Origin of the sequence: Runella rosea, from assembly GCF_003325355.1 — a bacterium.
GTDB lineage: Bacteria > Bacteroidota > Bacteroidia > Cytophagales > Spirosomataceae > Runella > Runella rosea.
Genome location: NZ_CP030850.1, coordinates 936,087 through 955,040 on the forward strand (window position 1 = coordinate 936,087; position 18,954 = coordinate 955,040).

General features: G+C 43.5%; 18 protein-coding genes. 7 read left to right on the plus strand and 11 right to left on the minus strand.

The features are described 5' to 3' along the window. Nucleotides 1-47: 47 nt before the first annotated feature. Nucleotides 48-668: a 3-keto-disaccharide hydrolase gene (locus DR864_RS04055; RefSeq protein WP_114070142.1), complete on the minus strand. Its 621-nt coding sequence runs from the start codon at nt 666-668 to the stop codon at nt 48-50. A gap of 60 nt (nt 669-728) precedes the next feature. Between DR864_RS04055 and DR864_RS04060 the strand changes: the two genes are divergently transcribed. Genes DR864_RS04060 through DR864_RS04075 form a run of 4 tightly spaced genes read left to right on the plus strand, consistent with a single transcriptional unit; the run spans nt 729 to nt 4,457 of the window. Further along, nucleotides 729-1,583: an NHL repeat-containing protein gene (locus tag DR864_RS04060; RefSeq protein WP_114065750.1), complete on the plus strand. Its 855-nt coding sequence runs from the start codon at nt 729-731 to the stop codon at nt 1,581-1,583. A 4-nt stretch (nt 1,584-1,587) separates the two neighbouring features. Then, nucleotides 1,588-2,151, plus strand: a complete 564-nt coding sequence (locus tag DR864_RS04065; RefSeq protein WP_114065751.1) for a DUF4126 domain-containing protein — start codon at nt 1,588-1,590, stop codon at nt 2,149-2,151. 56 nt (nt 2,152-2,207) lie between these two features. Continuing rightward, nucleotides 2,208-3,551, plus strand: coding sequence for a Gfo/Idh/MocA family protein (locus DR864_RS04070; protein WP_114065752.1), 1,344 nt, complete (start codon nt 2,208-2,210; stop codon nt 3,549-3,551). Between the two features lie 9 nt (nt 3,552-3,560). After that, entirely contained in the window at nt 3,561-4,457 is an 897-nt protein-coding gene (locus tag DR864_RS04075; RefSeq protein ID WP_114065753.1) for an EamA family transporter, read from the plus strand. A gap of 194 nt (nt 4,458-4,651) precedes the next feature. On the opposite strand, the gene infC is transcribed toward DR864_RS04075, so the two are convergent. Then, nucleotides 4,652-5,206 (minus strand): translation initiation factor IF-3, encoded by a 555-nt coding sequence (infC, locus tag DR864_RS04080; RefSeq protein ID WP_114065754.1) that lies wholly within the window; start codon nt 5,204-5,206, stop codon nt 4,652-4,654. A 230-nt stretch (nt 5,207-5,436) separates the two neighbouring features. Continuing rightward, entirely contained in the window at nt 5,437-6,399 is a 963-nt protein-coding gene (locus DR864_RS04085; protein WP_114065755.1) for a DUF8428 domain-containing protein, read from the minus strand. Nucleotides 6,400-6,483: 84 nt separating this feature from the next. Here DR864_RS04085 and DR864_RS04090 point away from each other — a divergent pair, with 84 nt between their 5' ends. Next, nucleotides 6,484-7,512, plus strand: a complete 1,029-nt coding sequence (locus tag DR864_RS04090) for an RluA family pseudouridine synthase (RefSeq protein ID WP_114065756.1) — start codon at nt 6,484-6,486, stop codon at nt 7,510-7,512. 70 nt (nt 7,513-7,582) lie between these two features. Here DR864_RS04090 and DR864_RS04095 read toward each other — a convergent pair whose 3' ends face one another. After that, nucleotides 7,583-7,939: a DUF983 domain-containing protein gene (locus tag DR864_RS04095; protein WP_114065757.1), complete on the minus strand. Its 357-nt coding sequence runs from the start codon at nt 7,937-7,939 to the stop codon at nt 7,583-7,585. A gap of 104 nt (nt 7,940-8,043) precedes the next feature. Here DR864_RS04095 and DR864_RS04100 point away from each other — a divergent pair, with 104 nt between their 5' ends. Continuing rightward, nucleotides 8,044-8,925, plus strand: coding sequence for an AraC family transcriptional regulator (locus tag DR864_RS04100; RefSeq protein WP_114065758.1), 882 nt, complete (start codon nt 8,044-8,046; stop codon nt 8,923-8,925). A gap of 157 nt (nt 8,926-9,082) precedes the next feature. Then, complete coding sequence (locus DR864_RS04105; protein WP_114065759.1) at nt 9,083-9,625, plus strand: nuclear transport factor 2 family protein; 543 nt, start codon at nt 9,083-9,085, stop codon at nt 9,623-9,625. Between the two features lie 61 nt (nt 9,626-9,686). On the opposite strand, the gene DR864_RS04110 is transcribed toward DR864_RS04105, so the two are convergent. The 7 genes from DR864_RS04110 to DR864_RS04140 all read right to left on the minus strand — a co-directional run bounded on the left by DR864_RS04110 (nt 9,687) and on the right by DR864_RS04140 (nt 18,865). Next, nucleotides 9,687-10,739 (minus strand): VOC family protein, encoded by a 1,053-nt coding sequence (locus DR864_RS04110; RefSeq protein ID WP_114065760.1) that lies wholly within the window; start codon nt 10,737-10,739, stop codon nt 9,687-9,689. 81 nt (nt 10,740-10,820) lie between these two features. Beyond that, entirely contained in the window at nt 10,821-13,112 is a 2,292-nt protein-coding gene (locus DR864_RS04115; protein ID WP_114065761.1) for a GH92 family glycosyl hydrolase, read from the minus strand. A gap of 111 nt (nt 13,113-13,223) precedes the next feature. Beyond that, entirely contained in the window at nt 13,224-13,943 is a 720-nt protein-coding gene (locus DR864_RS04120) for a LytR/AlgR family response regulator transcription factor (protein WP_114065762.1), read from the minus strand. Nucleotides 13,944-13,990: 47 nt separating this feature from the next. After that, complete coding sequence (locus DR864_RS04125) at nt 13,991-15,070, minus strand: sensor histidine kinase (protein WP_114065763.1); 1,080 nt, start codon at nt 15,068-15,070, stop codon at nt 13,991-13,993. Between the two features lie 186 nt (nt 15,071-15,256). After that, on the minus strand, nt 15,257-16,195 hold the full coding sequence (locus tag DR864_RS04130) for a hydrogen peroxide-inducible genes activator (RefSeq protein ID WP_114065764.1): 939 nt from the start codon (nt 16,193-16,195) through the stop codon (nt 15,257-15,259). A gap of 237 nt (nt 16,196-16,432) precedes the next feature. Next, nucleotides 16,433-17,563 carry a MalY/PatB family protein gene (locus DR864_RS04135; protein ID WP_114065765.1) on the minus strand — a complete coding sequence of 377 codons (1,131 nt, stop codon included), beginning with the start codon at nt 17,561-17,563 and terminating at the stop codon, nt 16,433-16,435. Nucleotides 17,564-17,656: 93 nt separating this feature from the next. Beyond that, nucleotides 17,657-18,865, minus strand: a complete 1,209-nt coding sequence (locus DR864_RS04140) for an ATP-grasp domain-containing protein (RefSeq protein WP_114065766.1) — start codon at nt 18,863-18,865, stop codon at nt 17,657-17,659. Nucleotides 18,866-18,954 lie beyond the last annotated feature (89 nt).

The following is an 18,954-nucleotide window of genomic DNA, read 5'->3' on the forward strand; positions in this document are numbered from 1 at the left end:
GATAACGCTTTTTGGGATGAGATAAAAATATCCCGTCCCCTAAAACACTATAACGGCTTAATTACCAAGTTTTTCCAGTTTACTTTTATTCCACCGCCGTCGTGGATTTGGAGCGCGATTGAGCCATTTCCAGCCCCCAATTTCTCATCTGTCAGATCGACCATCTCGTGTCCGTTGAGCCAGGTTTGTACCCGCGCTCCTTCGGCGCGAATTTTAAGGGTATTCCACTCGCCGAATTTCAAAAATCCTTCTTTTTCGTCAGGGATTTGAATAATCCAGCCCCGACCGTAGGATTCATAAATACCGCCCGTGTCGTGGTTTGGCGGCGCCACTTCTACCTGCCATCCGCTAATTTTGGTGCTACCATCGGGGATATTCGAACGGATAAATACACCGCTGTTGCCGTTGGCCCCCTGCTTGAAATCCACACTCAGCTCAAAGTTTTTGTAGGTCTTTTCAGTCGCCAAATAACCGTAGCCTTTGTCGGGGCCACTTTCGCACACTAGTTCTCCCTTTTCAACGAACCATTTTTCGGTTCCGTAAATTTTCCAGCCTGTCAAATCCTTGCCGTTAAAAAGCTTTTCCTTCTTTTGTGCCAAGGTTGAAAAAGCGAGCAAACAGCATGGAACCGTTAACAATAGATAGACGCGTAGTTTAGATAACTTCATTGCTTTTAAAAATAAAGTGTTTAATTTCATAAATTAAGTCACCACTAAACGTTATTTACCGTGAAAACTTACATTTTTATTCTTGGCCTTCTCAGTTTTTGCCTCCTCAGTCCCGCTTTCTCTCAAGACAGCGCCCCCGTCAGTTTGAATCAACTATGGAAATCTGATACGTTATTGCGAACGCCAGAATCTGTACAATATGACCCACAGGGAAAACGGCTTTTTGTCGCCAACATCAATAAAGTCAACGTTGAAAACCCTGATGGTGACGGCTTTATTTCGGTTTTAGGCACCGATGGCAAAATCAAAACCCTGCAATGGGCTACGGGACTCAACGACCCGAAAGGCATGGGGATTCTCAAAAATTCCTTGTTTGTTGCCGACTTGAAAGATTTGGTAGAAATTGACTTAAAAACGGGCAAAATCCTCAATCGGCACGCCGCCGTTAATTCAGTCATGCTCAACGACGTGAGCGTAAGCCCAAAAGGCGAAGTGTTTGTCAGTGATTCGCGCGGCCATAAACTCTACCGCTACGCCGACGGCAAAATGGAACTGTTTTTGGACGACCCCAATTTGCAGGGCCCCAACGGCGTTTTTGCCGAAAAAGACCAGCTCATTGTGGCTTCGGCGGGTTCAGGAAACCTCTGGAAGATGGATTATGCCACCAAAAAATACACCTCTTGGGCCGTGGCCAACAAAACCGCCGACGGCATCCTTCGCTACGGCGACGATTACCTGATTTCGTGCTGGCACGGCGAAGTGTATTATGTAAAACCTGATGGTAAAGTCTGGAAACTTATCGATAGCAAAAACCCTCAGGTCAACACCGCCGACTTCGGCTATATTCCACAGACAAAAACGGTGCTTATTCCCAATTTTTACAAGAATACGGTGACAGCATACGCCATAAAGTAAAAGTATGGAAATCTTCCTCAGCCTCTGTTTAGGCGTTGGTTTAGCTGCCTGTTCGGGATTTCGGGTGTTTGTGCCACTTCTGCTGAGTAGTTTGGCGGTTCACTTCGATTTGGCCAATGTCACCACGGGCTTTGAGTGGATGGGGACTTGGACCGCCATCGGGATTTTAGCCACCGCAACTGTACTTGAAATTGGGGGATATTACATTCCCTGGGTCGATAATCTACTAGATACCATTGCCACACCCGCCGCTTTTGCCGCAGGTACACTGTTGACCACTTCGTTTGTTGAGATTGACAACCCCGTTTTGCATTGGGGGCTCGGGCTCATCATGGGCGGTGGCACGGCTGGCTTTATTCAGGCTGGAACAAGCATGGTTCGGCTGGCTTCCACAAAGTTCAGCGGCGGAATGGCCAATCCCGTCGTGGCGACGTTTGAGAATATTCTATCCGTTTTGTTTACTTTTTTTACGTTCTGGTTTCCCATCGTTGCGTTTGTGTTAGTCGTTCTATTTATAGGATGGCTTTTACGGAAAATCATTCATCGAAAAAGTAAGGTAACAACATGATTGCCTTTTAGTTATTAGCAATTTATTCTTCGTCAACCCTGATTCCCCCATTGAATATGAAAACTGATCGTCGCACCTTCGTCAAACAATTAGGTGCTGTTACTGCCTCAACCGCTGTTCCTCATTTTAATATCATCAAAAGCCTGAACGACAATAAAATCCGAATCGCTACTATCGGGATGGGAATTCAGGGATTTTCGGATACAAACGCTGCACTGCGCACTGGAATGTGTGAATTGGTAGCCGTGGCCGACTTGTATGATGGACGTCTAACCCACGCCAAAGAAGTATTTGGAAATCATGTCGTTACGACCCGCGATTATCGCGAAGTCCTCGAACGAAAAGACGTCGATGCGGTACTTATCGTTACACCCGACCATTGGCATGACCGAATTTCGATTGCGGCCCTCAAAAAGGGCAAGCACGTCTATTGTGAAAAACCAATGGTGCAACACATCGAAGAGGGAGCGGCGGTCATTGCCGCCGCCAAAGCAGCTGGTAAAGTGATGCAAGTAGGCAGTCAACGCATCAGCGGGGCGGCTTTTAAAGAGGCCAAACGACTTGTTGAAGCGGGCGATATCGGCATGATTAATTTTATTGAATCAACCAACGACCGTTTCAACGCCATTGGTGCTTGGCAATATTCGATTCCCTCCGATGCCTCACTCAAAACCATTGATTGGGAAACATTTTTGGGAGATGCCCCCAAACGGGCTTTTGACCCCGTACGATTTTTCCGCTGGCGCAACTACCGCGACTACGGTACGGGCGTAGCGGGCGATTTGTTTATCCACCTCATTACGGGTGTTCACTTCGTAACGGGCTCGTTGGGGCCTAATCGTATTTTTTCGTCAGGTCAACTCTCCTACTGGAAAGACGGCCGCGACGTGCCCGACGTCATGGTCGCAACCATGGAATATCCCGCTATGGGCAAATTAGATTCCTTTCAGATGGTGCTGAGGGTCAATTTTGCCAACGCGGGCTCTATCAAAAACGTGACCCGCATTGTTGGTAACGAGGGCGAAATTACCTTTGGCGGAAACTCTCTCACTTTAACCAAACGCAAACTCGCCACAGCTCCCGGATACGGTAACGGTGAAAGCTTTGGCACGTTTTCTAACGCGCAGCAACAGGAATACCTCGCCGCTTATGATGCCAAGTACCCCACCGAAACGCGAACGCCCGAACCCGTAAAAGAAGTGCTTTTTGACGCACCCAAAGAGGATGACGCGCACAAAAACCACTTTGCCAACTTCTTCGAAGGGATATTAAATAATACACCAGTGGTAGAAGACCCACTTTTTGGATTCCGGGCGGCCGCTCCTGTATTGGCCTGCAACAAAAGCTATTTTGAGAAAAAAGTGGTGAATTGGGATCCCAAAAACCTCAAATTGACGTAGAAAAAGCAAATGCTTTTATTTTTAATATCTACTACCGCCTTGGCGATTGGGGTTAGGATTTTGGTAAACCCAGTATCTAACGTTTTCCAAAAGTACCTAACCCAGCGCCAAGCCCATCCCCTTTTTGTCGTTACCAGTACCTACGGGATTTTGAGCATCGGTTGTCTATTTTACCTTTTGCCTGATATACCCAAAAACTTGTCTATTTTATTTTGGTATAACTCTGTCATTTTTAACACGTTAGGCGTAGCTGGCAATTATTTTCTGGTTAAATCACTCCACCGGGGCGACTTGTCGGTTCTGGGTCCTATCAATGCCTATAAAGCCTTAGTAAGCCTCCTATTTGGGCTATTCTTATTGGGTGAAATTCCCAATGCATGGGGTATTGTAGGAATGTTATTAATTATTGCTGGCAGTTATTTTGTCATCAACCAACCTTCTTCCACGCAAGGTTTCAGCTGGGCCATTTTCAAACAAAAGGATGTACAATACCGTTTTTTGGCCTTATTTTTCTCGGCCATCGACGCACTTTATCTCAAAAAAATCATCGTTGCCACCAACGCCAACCTTGCTTTTGTTTCTTGGTGCATCGGTGGTTTCTTGTTTTCTTTTGTTGCGTTCCTATATACCCAAAAAAACACGTCTTTTCGTCCTCACTTTCGTATTCTCAAAGATTATAAGTGGCATTTCTTGGCACTAGGGCTTTCATCGGGATTGATGCAACTTTCAACCAATTATGCTTTTGAGGGAATTCAGGTGAGTTACGCCTTGGCGCTGTTTCAAGTATCGGCCTTGGTGAGTGTGTTGTTTGGGGTACAGTTTTTTGAAGAAAAGCAATTAGGACGAAAACTCGCCGGGGCCACCATCATGGTGGTCGGGGCAGTTTTGATTATCTTGTTTAAGTAAAACCCTCGTTCAATTCTCCCCTTTTCAATTCAAAAAATCAGGGCTGAGCCATAAAAATAAGATTCGTACATCAAAAACAGGAAAAGCACTGACTACAGAAAAATCTGTGGCCAATGCTTTATTCGTTTATTATTTTTTCAAAAGATGAAAGTGCACAAATGCTCTCTTCGATTGAAAATTATATTCGCAAGAGGCTATTTTTTTATTGCCTTGGGAGTCAAAATCATGCTCATGCGTTTTCCTTCGAGTTTCGGTTCAAGTTCTACTTTCCCAATTTCTTCCAATGCTTTGGCAAATCGTTCCAAAAGCTTGTAACCTTGGTCTTTGAACACAATTTCACGACCTGAAAACTGCACGTAAGCCTTTACTTTAGCCCCTTCTTTCAGAAAGTTAATGGCGTGCTTCAGTTTGAAGTCATAATCGTGATCGTCAGTTGTTGGGCTGAAGCGAATCTCTTTGATGACCACTTTTTGGGCATTGGCCTTGATTTCTTTCTGCTTTTTCTTTTGCTCGTATTTGAACTTGGAATAGTCAATTACTTTACAAACGGGCGGAACTGCATTGGGCGAAATCTCTACCAAATCAAGGTTTTGTTCTTCCGCAAACTTTATAGCTTGTTGAATATCGTATATACCTTGGGGGACATTTTCACCAACTAAACGAACTTGGGGGACGCGGATACGTTCATTGATGCGGTACGGTTCTTCTTGTCTAACGGGTCGAAAAGGTCTGCGTTGTTGTTGAGCCATTCAGTACTTAAATTATGATAGTTTTATGTTTGATGCGAAAACTAATGAATTGTTGAAAGTTCTACAAGATTTCGCGTAAAAAAGTTTACTTATCTACAAAAATAACGTTTAAATGTGATTATTAAGGGGTTAGTCCTAAAAAAGTTAAGAGTTAATGGATAATAAGTTAAGAATACAGGGCTTAACTCGTTAACCATTAACTCTTACGGCACTATTATTTAACCAAAAGCCTATCGAACTTTGAAGGTAGTCGAACCAATTCTAAATCCTTGGCAATACAACTCTATGGTGTGTTCGCCTTTTTTAAGCGGAATTCCACCACGTGAGTAAATGATAGACCCCTGCGAGCCTTCGTTGCTGTAATTCAAGGTTTGTTTTGCAGTATAGACTGTTTCCCGACCTGAGTACACAAAAGTACCCGAACCAGTAGCCATATCGGCCATCACGGCACCTTCGGGGTCAAGGATACGGAGGTAAACTTCACGCTCTCCGTTGGGGGAAATAGGATTGGCAGCAAGGTCAAAATCAACTTTGAGTTTGTCGATACGTTTGGCGCGATAAGCTCCTCCATCACGTTCTTTTCCTTTAGAAGAAACGGCGTTTACCGCAATCTTTTCAGCTTTCAGCGCCGATGCAATCGTTACTTTCTCCGCCAATTCACGGTTTTTATTACTCAACTGACCAACAGAATCTTCGAAGGTTCTCTGCAACGAGGCTTTTTCTCCTTCGAGTCCAGTAACTTTCGAGCTAAGTTCTTGGTTTTGAGCCGTTACAATTCCTAATTCCTCCTTCAACTTGGCAATATCTGAGTCTTTTTGAACCAAGATAGCTTCATAGTTGGCAATTTTCTGTTTGTATTTAGAAATATCTACCGATGCGGCACTTGACGCATTTCTTAAAGCGGCTTTATCCTTTTCAAGTTGTTGTTTCAATGATACCAATGAATCAACTTGGCCACCTAACTGCTGAATTTCAGCTATTTTTGCATCCAATTGCGCCGAAATGGAGTCGAGTTTCATTTTTGCGGCGACCACTTCTTCCGTCTTGGCGGCAATTACCGTTTCTTGTTCTTTGTTCTTTTCCCGTTCTTTGTAAAAGAAATAGATAAGAACCACGTTTAGAAGGGCTAAAATTGCCAATGCAGCTAGAAGTAGGCTTTTACGATCTTTCTTTTGTCCTTGGTTGTAGTCCATAAGTTAATCAATTATTAAGAGTAGTTATCAGCCCAAGAAACGCAATTCTCAGGAAATTATTGCGAAATTTAAAAAAATATTTCAATGACGGAAAATCAATTGCTTACAACCGACGAAGAAGATGAATTGTATGAACATCACCGAATCGTTGTTGACCGTGGGCAAACCTTGATGAGGATTGATCAATACCTCAAACATCATCTTTCAAACGTTACGCGTACCAAGCTCCAAAATGCCATTGAAACTGAATCGGTTAAGGTAAACGATAAAGCGGTAAAATCAAGTTATAAAGTCAAGCCCTTTGACATCATAACGGTGTCAATGCCGCATCCCCCGCGCGAAACCGATATTGTGGCCGAAAATATACCGCTAAACATTGTGTACGAAGATGATGAAGTATTAGTGCTCAACAAACCCGCTGGAATGGTCGTTCACCCCGCTTACGGCAACTGGTCTGGAACGGTAGTCAACGCGCTGGTGTATCATTTTCAACATTTACCCACGGGTAGAAATGGGGAAGCAAGGCCAGGGTTGATTCACCGCATTGATAAAGATACTTCGGGGCTGTTGGTGATTGCCAAAACTGAATATGCCATGGCGCACATTGCCCGTCAATTTTTCGAACATACCACCGAGCGTACTTACGAAGCGTTGGTATGGGGAGAACCCAAAGAAAACGCAGGAACGATCATAGGGCACGTTGGCCGAAGCGCCCGCGACCGTAAAGTGATGGATGTGTACGAGGATGGAAGTCAGGGGAAACACGCCGTAACGCACTACAAAGTGTTGAAATCTTTTAAATATACTTCGCTGGTTCAGTGCAATCTGGAAACGGGCCGTACCCACCAAATCAGGGCGCATTTTCAGCACATTGGGCATCCGCTTTTTAGTGATTCTGTCTACGGCGGCGACAAGATTTTGCGCGGCACTACGAGCGGTAGCTACCGGGCCTTTGTTGAGAATTGTTTTCAACTCATGCCGCGCCAAGCACTGCATGCCAAATCCCTTGGATTTGAACACCCCCGCACCAAACAATGGATGCAGTTTGAATCAGAATTACCAGAAGATTTTATGGCCGTTTTGGCAAAATGGGAAAAATTCGCTGCTGAATAACGGAGTTTGGGGAAGGCAAAAGGCGCAAATTTGAACAAATTTACGCCTTTTGACTCATCTTTCTATACTGTTATGATTCTATCAAATTAGTAAAAAGATAGAGCCATATCAGTCGTGCCATTCGGAAATTAAACGGAAAAAGCACCAACACAAGGGCAATACAAACCGCAAGATTTAAGAAATCAAAAGCATCAATACCGATTGAGATTAACAAAACGTAGGCCAGCGCCATTTCGAGCGTGGCCAATCCATAACTCACGTACATGGCCCCCCAATAAAAGCCTGGCTCTTTGCTGAAATTTTGACGGCAATGCGAACACTCTTCCTGCATTTTTGCGGGTCTGAAACTAAATAAGTTTGTGGTACTAAACACTTGCCCTTGGTGGCATTTGGGGCATTTATTTTGCATTAAATGAATGAGAGACATGGTTGTTGTATTTTTTATAATACAAAATTAAAGCCATTCATTGGTTTTAATGACGCATATTTGTAGCTAAAAACAGGACTATTCAGACATTTCTCTTTTTTATCATGAAGCAACTGCCCATTTACGGCATTAATGCCTTTTTGGAACCAGGAATGGTCCATTCTTTTTATGCCAATGAATTAAAAACCCACCTCGAAAGCCACCAATTTGTCAATACTCCGCACAAACACAGTACATTTATTGCCATCTTATTCACCTCGGGAAGCGGTTTGCATAACATTGATTTCAATACCTACGAAGTTCGGGCTGGCAGCGTTTTTTTACTTACACCAGGCCAAGTCCACAGTTGGGAGTTGTCAGAAGATGTGGAGGGTTACGTCTTTTTTCATACACAGGCATTTTACAACGACGTATATCTTACTCGAAAGTTAGACCATTTTCCGTTCTTTTATCTTCAAACCAATTACCCCGTGATTTATCTCGAAGCGCAGGAGGTATTGCATTTCGAAACGCTATTCAAAGCGATTTTTGAGGAGCATCAAGGAAACTTACCTTACAAGTATGATAAATTGGTTTCATTGATTGACATAGTCTATATTCAACTTGCGCGTTTATATAAAGAAGAAAGTTTGAAGGTTAACAACCAACACGGCCATTATGTGCGGGTCAAACAGTTGGAAAAATTGATTGATACACACTATAAAACAAAAAAACTCCCGAACGAATACGCAGATTTGATGCACATGACCACGCGGCATCTAAACCGAATCTGTCAAGAAACCCTTCATCAAACCACGGGAGATTTGATTCTTAAAAGGGTAATGATAGAAGCGCAAAGAATGCTGATTTACAACGACCTGACCGTATCAGCAGTGGCGGACCAACTTGGCTACGATGATTATTCGTATTTTATTCGACTCTTCAAAAAATACCTGGGCGAATCTCCGAAAAAATTCCAACAACGAATGAATCAGTTGTCTTCTTAACAAGAAAAAGGTACTAATTCAAAAATAATTTGTACTTTATTTGGAATTGTTAACAAATTAAAAGATATTCATTGTATCGTCAAACGCCAATAAAAAGGCTCTTTGACGGGCGACAAGGGTAAGTGCATAATCTTTACATTTAAAAAAATATGTATTTATGAAAACAACACTTTTTGCCCTGTTAATCATTTTTTGTGCTTTGACCGCCTGCAATGATGTCGATAGCAAAACCAATTCTTCCATGACTCCTATTGATGAAGAAAAGGAAACAAAAGCTATCATGCAGACCATTGAAAATGAGACCTCGTGCTTTTTCAAGGGTGATTACAACTGCTGGAAAGAAAACTTCGTTCAGGCAAACTATGCGTTCCAAGTTTGGAGTAAAGATGGCTATTTTGACCCAAAAATCGGGTGGGAAGCAGTTGACAACAAAATTGGACGATATATTGAAGACAACAAGCCAGGGGCTGGAGGAAGCAACAACCCCAAAGTTGTCCGCAAAGACATGATTGTAAAGTTTTTCAGCAGTGATGTAGCGTACCTCATTTGGAACCAGTACAACAGTGACCAAAAGATGACACACTACACCCACAGCACGGAAACGCGCATCATGGAAAAGCAGGATGGAAAATGGAAAATTGTAAACGTAACGGCTTTATGGGACCGAAATCAACCCATTCCAATCGAAGACCTGAAATAAGATAAACAACATTGTAGACGGCTGAGTCATCTTGAAAAACAAGCATGACTCAGCCGTTTTTTTAATCTTTCACCTTGCCCCAACCCAGGGTGGCAACCATCCAATCTGGTAGATGCGTTTGTTTTTTTCGCTTTTTAAGATTCAAATAAATGCCTAATTTTTTAAGAATCGGCACGCGGTGCGTTTCCACAAATTCAATGAGCGTGCCGTCAGGGTCTTCGACGTATGAAAAGCGCCCCGCTGCCTCTCCCATGTCGAACGAGTCGGCACTGTCGACTGTAAAGGGGAAGCCATTGGCTTCGCAACGTGTTTTTAGGGCATTCATGTCAAGGGCGTCAAAACATAAGTGAATAAAACCCGCATCGCCCCAGTCACGGTCTTCAAAGATTTTACGCGGTGAACGGTCAAGCGCCTGCACCAATTCTATTTCAATACCTCCCAACAGTTTTCCAAAAGCACCCGTTTCTCCAAGGGTTTTACGAAGCAGTACTCTTCTAAATTTTTGTTGTTTGGCGTCCACAAAATCAAAATCATCAAATTTTCCCGATTTATCATATACAATCTGGTCAATCTGCAACGTATTGGCATAAAATTGAATGGCTTTTTCCATGTTACTCACGCCAATCACCGCTCCGCAAACACCACCCGTAAGTGAGCCGTTGGGACGAAACCAAGACTCATTCGGTACAATTTGCAACAAGTTGCCACGGCAATCTTTCAGCCAAAAATTCGCCCGTTGTTCAGGCGAGTTCTCTGGAGAAGATTTATATTCAGAATCAGCCAATTGCGCATAAAACTTGGGTACATCAAGGCATTTGATTTTGATGGCGAAAATCCCTAAATCTCCTAATTCAGGAATAAACGAAGGCTCTACAGGAACTCTATTTTTATATTGCCAGATTTCAACTCCACCTCCCCCTGCCATATTTAAGGCCATAATGGCGTGACGGCGGCGTACCTCCCCTGAGGTATAACTCGTCATTAATTTTGCATCTGCTTCGTCATTAAAAATAGGTACGTTCAATCCCAGCGTTTTCCGATACCATTTCCACACTTCGTTGGCGTTCGGAACGCCAATGCCCACTTGCTGGATTCCACTAATTAGGTTGTTCATATTGTTAGAAAAGGAAGTAAGTTATTGCCGGACAATTTACGTTATTTTTTAATACGTCGGTCGAGAATGGGAATGTTCCCCTTAAAAATCAGATGACAACTCAGGCGCCTTACTCCCCCATGTCTCATTTGGCTTCGGACCCATTTTCAACACCAACGTTCCTCCTTTTGTCAGTTGTTCATGGGTTAAATAAGGCTTTGAAAACGGTTTGCCATTCAACGAAGCCGACTGAATGTAGGCATTTGTAGGTGAATTATCCGTCGCATTTATTTTGAACAATTTACCGTTCGGCATCGTCACCGACAGCTCATTAAAACTCGGACTGCCCAAAATATAAACGGGTTTTCCAGGACATACGGGATAAAAACCCATCATGCTAAACACCAACCACGATGACATCTGTCCGCCATCTTCATTGCCACTGAGTCCACCTGGGTCGGCAGTGTATTCCTCTTTGATCAACTGACGTACCCAACGCTGGGTTTTCCAAGGAGCGCCGCCGTAGGAATACAAATAAGAGGTATGATGGCCTGGCTCGTTGCCATGCCAGTAGTATCCTTTTTCAAACATTGAATCCAATTTAGCGATAAAAGGCGCTCGGCCGCCCATGATTTTCATCAATCCACCCACATCATGCGGAACAAACCAAGTATATTGGGCGGGGGAGCCTTCGGTGATGAACGAAGCTCTCAAGGCAAAAGGGTTAAAATTAGGGCTCCAACGACCGTCGGCATACCTTCCGCGCGCCCAGCCAGTTTGAGGATCAATGACGTTCCGAAAATTAGCCGCTCTCAACGCCAACGTTTTTTGATCTTCGGTATGGCCTAGCGCCTTGGCAAGGGTACTAAGGCAAAAATCGTCGTAGGAATATTCGAGGGTACGGGAGGTCTGCTCTCGCTTGTGAAAAGCCTGCCATACAGAATCTTCTAGGGGAATGTAGTTGTATTTTAAATAACTTTCCATACCCCTTCTCCCCTTCCCTGACTCATAGCTTTTGGGGTCTTTGTTGGCCTCAAAAGCATTCTTACGTAAATACTGATAGGCCGACTGAACATCAAAATTTCTAATTCCTTTGGCGTAAGCATCGGCCACAACCGAAGCCACATGGTCGCCAATCATGGCGGCGGTGTATTGATTCCAACACGGAAAAATGGGCATCCATCCGCCTTGCTCAGCCTTTTTGGTCAATGACTGCATCATGTGGCCGGTACGTTTTGGCTCCAACAACACGTGCAGTGGCATGGCCGCCCGGAAGGTATCCCAAAGACTGAAATCGCAGTAATAATCAAATCCGTTGGCGGTATATATTTGAGTGTCGTCCGCAAAACCCGGATAGCGCCCGTCAACATCCGAAAAAAGACGTGGCGTATGTTTGGCGTGATACAAAGCGGTATAAAAAACGGTTTTATCTTGCTCAGTTCCTTTCACCTTTACTTTACCCAATTCGAGGTTCCAAGCCTGTTCGGCTTTCTGCTTGATTTGGTCAAAATTCAGGGTCGAAAGTTCGGCATCAAGATTTCGTCGAGCCCCTTCCAAATCAGTAAATGATGTTCCTACCCGTACATTGACGACGAGATTTTCTTCAGACTCAAATTCTACATAAGCCCCTACATTCTCACGCCTCCCATTTCCTTTCGCCTGTCTTTCAGAATGTTGAACACCGTTAGATTTCCAAGTCCCGTAAGATTTAAAAGATTTTTCGAAAGTGAGCACATAAAACCCACTGAATCCTGCGGGTTGCCCTGCTCCTTGATAAATCCGGTGGACGGGATTGAAAACCACAATTTCTTTACGCTCTGGAAAAATTTCTACATAGCCCTCTCCTTCGTCGCTGTTGGGTTCAATGACTAAATAAGCGGCTTCTTTTTGACGAAAGGTAAACCGTAAAAGCCCCGCTCGTTGGGTAGCGGTGAGTTCGGCTTTAATTTTTGATTCAAGGAGTTCAACGGAATAATAAGCGGGTGTAACCACCTCATTTGTGTGTGTAAAACTGGCAGCTCTCTCTTCTGCCAAAACCTTCAGTTTTCCAGAAACGGGCATAACAGCCATACTCCCGTAATCCTGTACGCAACTTCCATTGAGCCAATGCGAAGCCCGGAATCCATTGATTTTAGGGTCGTTGTAATAGTAAGGAGCAATACATTTTGTTTCTGTTGAACGGGTTTGCGGCGTCCAAGTGGTCATACCATGCGGATGGCCAATCACAGGTGAGATTTGCCCTCGCAATTCACTGGCTCCTTCGCTGTGCCGACGGGCACTTTCAGTAACCGCAGGGGCTGACCCAATGTAAGGGTTGACGTACTGTATGGGGCTTTTTTGGGCGAAACAAAGAGACGGTAAGAAAAGAATTACGGCTAAATTTAGATAGTTCATACGGCAGAATTGATAATAGCCATAAAAAAAGATAAAGGCTTTTTTATACTCAAAAAGCCTTTATTTCTATGTTTATTCGGGCGATTTATTCCTTCAAAGAAACGGAAATATTTAGTTTTCGCCGATAGATTTCATAAACTCTTCCACGTATTGCTCGCCAACGGGTATGATAGCTTCTCCAATGTGAATTTTCAGATTTCTTACCGACTGAATTTTATCCAACGAAACAATATAAGATTTATGTACCCGCATAAATTCGTGCGAAGGCAATTTTTGCTCAATCCCTTTCAGAGTCATACGGGTAATAACGGGATGGCGGGCCGAAGTAAGGTAGATTTTTACGTAATCCTTCAATCCTTCGATGTAGGTGATTTCATCGTAACGAATTTTTACGAGTGCATAATTGGCGTTAACAAAAAAATGCGTCGATAATAACTCAGGGGCGGGTGTCTGCTGTCGCAGTTTAAAGAGTTCGAATGCTTTATTGGCAGCCTTCAAAAACCGCTCAAACGAAACAGGTTTAAGCAAATAGTCAACCACATCAAGTTCAAATCCTTCCAGCGCATATTGCTCATAGGCCGTGATGAAAATAACCATGGGAGACGACGATTGTCCCTGCAACGATTTCAAAAATTGGACACCCGTAATTCCAGGCATTTGGATGTCTAAAAAAATCAAATCTGCATTCTGTTCGTGCAGTATATCCATTGCCTCAAAAGCGTTTTGGCAGCTTGCCACCAATTCCATAAAAGGAATCTGGCGGATATTATCTTCCAAAAGTTCGAGCGCCAAAGGCTCATCATCAACGGCAATACAGCGAAGTTTATGCATAACTCAGTAGTTAAAATTGATACTAGACACTTCAAAAAGACGGACTATTACTTTAACGTAATTTCCACTTCCGTAATGAAGATGTCCTTCTCCTTAGATATTTTAAGTGTATGTTGTTCTGGATAAAGCAGTTCCAATCTACGACGAACGTTGGCTAAGCCTATCCCCGAACTCCCATCTTTGGATTCTACAAAATCGCTGTTGAATCGGTTTTGTACTCTAAAATGCAGTTTATGTTTGTTGGTTGCCAATGCGATTTGAATGTAGGGTTCCCGAATAAAACCCGTCCCGTGTTTAAAGGCATTTTCCACAAACGGAATCAATAGCATCGGCTCAAGCGCTAAGCCATTGGTGGGCGTTGCGAAGTCCATTTCCACTTTAACTTTATTACCAAAACGCATTTGTTGCAATTCAACGTAGCTCTTGAGGTAATTCATTTCTTTATCCAACGGTATTCTGGCATCGTCAGAGTCATAGAGCATATATCTGAGCAAATCCGACATTTTGACAATCATTGGTTCCAACAAATCTGACTTCTTACGGGCCAATGCCGCCAAGCTGTTCATCAGATTGAACATAAAGTGAGGGCTTATCTGCGACCGCAAAAACGACAATTCAGATTGTAAACGTACTTTTTCCTGCTCATTTTGGAGACGATGCTCGCGTTGGTAATCACTTAATAATTGAAAACAGGTACTGACTCCAATAACTGAAATAAGCGAATAAAAAGTTGAATACGTAAACCAAGTCCTTGGCGCAAATCCCATCATCCAATAACGAAAGAAATAGGTAATCGTCAGAACAACGATAAAAGTGGTCAGAATGATAAGCAAATAAATGCCCAAGCCATGTTTTTTAAAGACTTTGGGAAGCAATACTTCTGAATTAGCGTAAAATATCAATACCGAAAAAAACTGACTAAAATAGAAAGTCATTTGCCAAATTCGCTCTTTTTCCTCATTTGTTAGCTTTGAAGGCGTATCAGCAGCGGGTTGCTGAGATTGAATCAAGATGAAAGGTAAAAAGATAAAACATGCCCAAAAGAAAATATGGGTGAAGACAACCAGAAGTTGCCGCCAGCGTATTTTACCAGGAGGAGCAGGTAAAGTAAGAGTAGGAGCCGACATAACAATACGATTTAATTTCGGAAAAGAGTCGATGAGCCACTAAATTTAATAAAATTTTAATCAAGCTCTAGCTGAAAGTTAGCAAATAACGGTTTCTCTATTTAAAGGAAGCGACGTCTAGTAAGAATTTTTAGACGAAATTGCATCTGACGGGGATAATCAAGGCATAAAATTATTGGGGTGTCATTAACCCAGTTCTATCACCTTTCCCGAAATGTTCTGTTTCATTTTTTCGGGGATAACATTCAGGATTTCGGTTTTCATTGCTTCAATAATGCTCTTTTTGAGGTGATGCCGGAGCATTACCAGACTAACCTCTCGGGTGGGAGTAGGAACGTGAAAATGACGAACCTGCAACCGCTGCTTCTCCGTTAAATCCCGCAGTGACAATTCGGGCAAAATCGTTACGCCACCATAATGTTCCACCATCCGTTTGAGGGTTTCGATACTTCCTGCCTCGTATTCAAAATTTCGCATGTGCGAATTCTGCTTCCGCAACTCACAGATATTCAGGATTTGTCCCCGTATACAATGTCCTTCCTCCAAAAGCCAAAGGTGATTGGGGTCAATGTCTTCCGAAAGGATAAATTCTTTTTGGTACGCTTTTTCTGATTCTGAAAGGTAAGCCACAAACTCCTCGTAAAAAAGCGGGTACTCCGTAATTCGATCATCCTGCAAGGGGGTAACCACGATTCCCACGTCGAGCAAATCCTTGTTTAGTTTAGAAATAAGCTGTTCGGTAGTCAATTCGATTACTTTCAGCTTTACCTGCGGGTATTTTTTTATAAAATTATCCAAAAACAACGGCAAAAGGTACGGCGCCAGCGTTGGGATGATTCCTACCCGAATCTCCCCTGCTACGGTTCCGCGATGTTCATCAACAATATCCTTAATTTGGGCTGATTCACGCAGCAGAAGCCGCGCTTGTTTAATGACCAACTGGCCTATTTCAGTCGGGACAACGGGTTGTTTACTGCGGTCAAAAAGTTTTACGCCCAACTCATCTTCCAATTTTTGGACTTGCATACTCAGGGTCGGCTGCGTGACGCAGCAGTTTTCAGCCGCCATTGCAAAATGCCGATACGTATCCAAGGCAACCAAATATTCAAGTTGTACGAATGTCATAGGTTTTATCTATCAAAACATAAATAATATTGATTTGATTCATAAAAGTGATAAAGGTACATTTGTATTCAACAAATGTAGGATTTAACTTCTCAATCTTTTGAGTGTCATTTCTAAAGGCTTGGGCATAAACGCTGAATCTATAACGTACCCCAAAAACACGCATCAACACTTGCCTAACGTATGAGATAAACAGTAATAAGAAGGTCTGGTGTGATTACCAGACCTTTCTTATTTTTACACAAAAACCGTTTTCATTCTCCTCAAAACTTCTTCAAGCGTAGCGCGGGTACAGGCAAAATTGAGTCGAATAAAACCTGGCTCTCCAAAGATTGCCCCATCATTGATGCCAACACCTGCCTCTTCGAAGCGTTTGGCTACGTCGGTTAAGCCACTATCACGAGTGTCAATCCACGCCAAATACGTAGCTTCCAATGGCCTCATTTTCAATCCTTTCATTCGATTTACTGCCGCCAAAAGTAAATCATGATTCTCTTTTAAATAATCCAACAACTCCTCATGCCACGACGCTCCATCTCGGTAGGCCGCCAACGCGGCTTCGTACGCATACGCCGAAAGCATGGGCATCAATCCTGCTTTGGTATGGACAAATTTGGCGCGGAGTTCTTCATTGGCAATCACCACCAACGAACAACCCAAGCCCGCCAGATTGAAGGTTTTGCTTGGGGCGAGTAATGTAATGCTGTTTTGAGCAGCTTCTGGGCTGAGTGTGGCGTAGGAAATGTGTTTTTTAGTATCGTCCAATATCAAATCACAATGGATTTCGTCTGAACAAACAATAATACCATGACGTTGGCAAATGTCATGCAAGTGTTGCAGCTCATCCCGCGTAAACATTGTACCCACGGGATTGTGGGGATTACAAAGCAAAAACAGTTTGGTGTTTGGCCTAATGGCCGCTTCAATCGCCTCAAAATCAAGCGTCCAACGCTCCTTTTCTAATTTCAAAGGTACTTTCTGCGATTCACGATCGGCCATTTCGATTTCAATCATAAAAGGATGATACACCGGCACCGCTGTCATCACCCCTTCACCCACCTGCGTGAACGCCCTAATCGCAAGGCCAATGGCCGGTACTAAACCTCCCAGCCATAGCATCCATTTTTTATCAATTTCCCACGCATGACGCATACGAAGACGTTCCATCATAACCTCATTCAGTTCATCAGGACAGCGAGAATAGCCAAAAACGCCATGTTGAGTAACTCTATTTAACGCTTCAAGTATGGGAGGTGCGGCCTGAAAGTCCATGTCGGCCACCCAAACTGGCAGGACATTCTCGGGATATTTATCCCATTTATAACTATTGGTGTGGCGACGGTTGATTTCTGTATCGAAAATGCTCATTATTTAGAAAAGTAGGGAGTAATAAATAGTAATTTGACGCATTGATTTTGACGCTTAAAACACATTTGATTGATATTCAATTCCCAGCCCAATCTAATGGGTTGGTTTATCCTGCGCGGGGGCGGAAGCATGATAATCATGTTGAATCATTTGGGCGTATTTTTCCATTAATTCAAGCACACGTGCCCGACTTGTGGATTGAACAATGAGCCCCACGTGGTATTCTTCATTCATTCGCCACACAATTTCAGGGTCATTGAACGGCGATGAATCGGGCCATTGCTGACGGGCTAACGAAATGATAATTCCTGAGTAATCATCTCGAACATCGGGCAAGGTATAACTTTCTCCCTTGGCCAAGGCATTTTCCACTTTGGCCCATTCCTTCCATAAATTAATACCCGATGACATTTCCACCATTTCGGCCAAGTGTGCCCCTCCTACCCGAGAGGCCGTTTCCAGAAAATAAAACTCCCCGTCTTCGTGACATTTGATAACTTCCGTGTGCGACGCGCTGTAGTTCATGTTAAATGCTTTCAGCACCTGTTCATTCATTTTTTTGAGAGCTTTGGCATCTTTAGAATTAAATTCCACCGTCACGGAGCGAAAGATTCCGCCTCCGTGCGCCACTTCAAACGGTGTATTGAGGTACTCACTACTGCGCTGAAATAGCACCTTCCCACCCAGCGTAAGCGCATCGACGTGATAGACGGCCCCCGGTTTAAATTGTTCTATCAAAAACAAGTGCCTTTCTTCGCCCAAGCTGTGAATGGTCTGCCATGCTTCATCAAAACTATACACTTTTTTTATGCCTGCCGCTGAAGCTTCCGCGCGAGGTTTGATGACCCACGGTGGAGTGGATGCCCGCAAATAATCCGTAATTTCTACGTCATTAAACAAAGCACTGAACACGGGCACTTTAATTCCCGCATCACGGGCCTGCACCCTCATAGCCAGCTTATCACGAAAATAACGAGCCGTGGTTTGACCCATGCCCGGAATCCGAAAATGCTCCCGTACCGTAGCCGCTTTTTCCACGTCAAAATCATCCAAGGCCACCACCCGGTCTATTTTTCGGGTCCGCATCACGTAGGCCATTCCTTTAATCATGTTCTCAAAGTTGGAAAGCGAATTGGAATCATCTTCCAAATAAAAAATCTCATCGATAGATTCGTGGGGCCAGGCTTTGCCTTCGGTTCTTTTGGCCGTCAGCAAATAGACCGTGTTGCCGGCTTCCTTGCAGGCCCGCAAAAAATCCCCTCCTTTAAAGTAACAGGTGATACAGAGAAACGTAAGGCTCATAGGTTTTCAAAGTTTGTGTTTTAGGACAATTGATGACCACCCCCGACTAGGCGTAAGACTAGGTTGATTAAAAAGAATGTGTTTCCTTT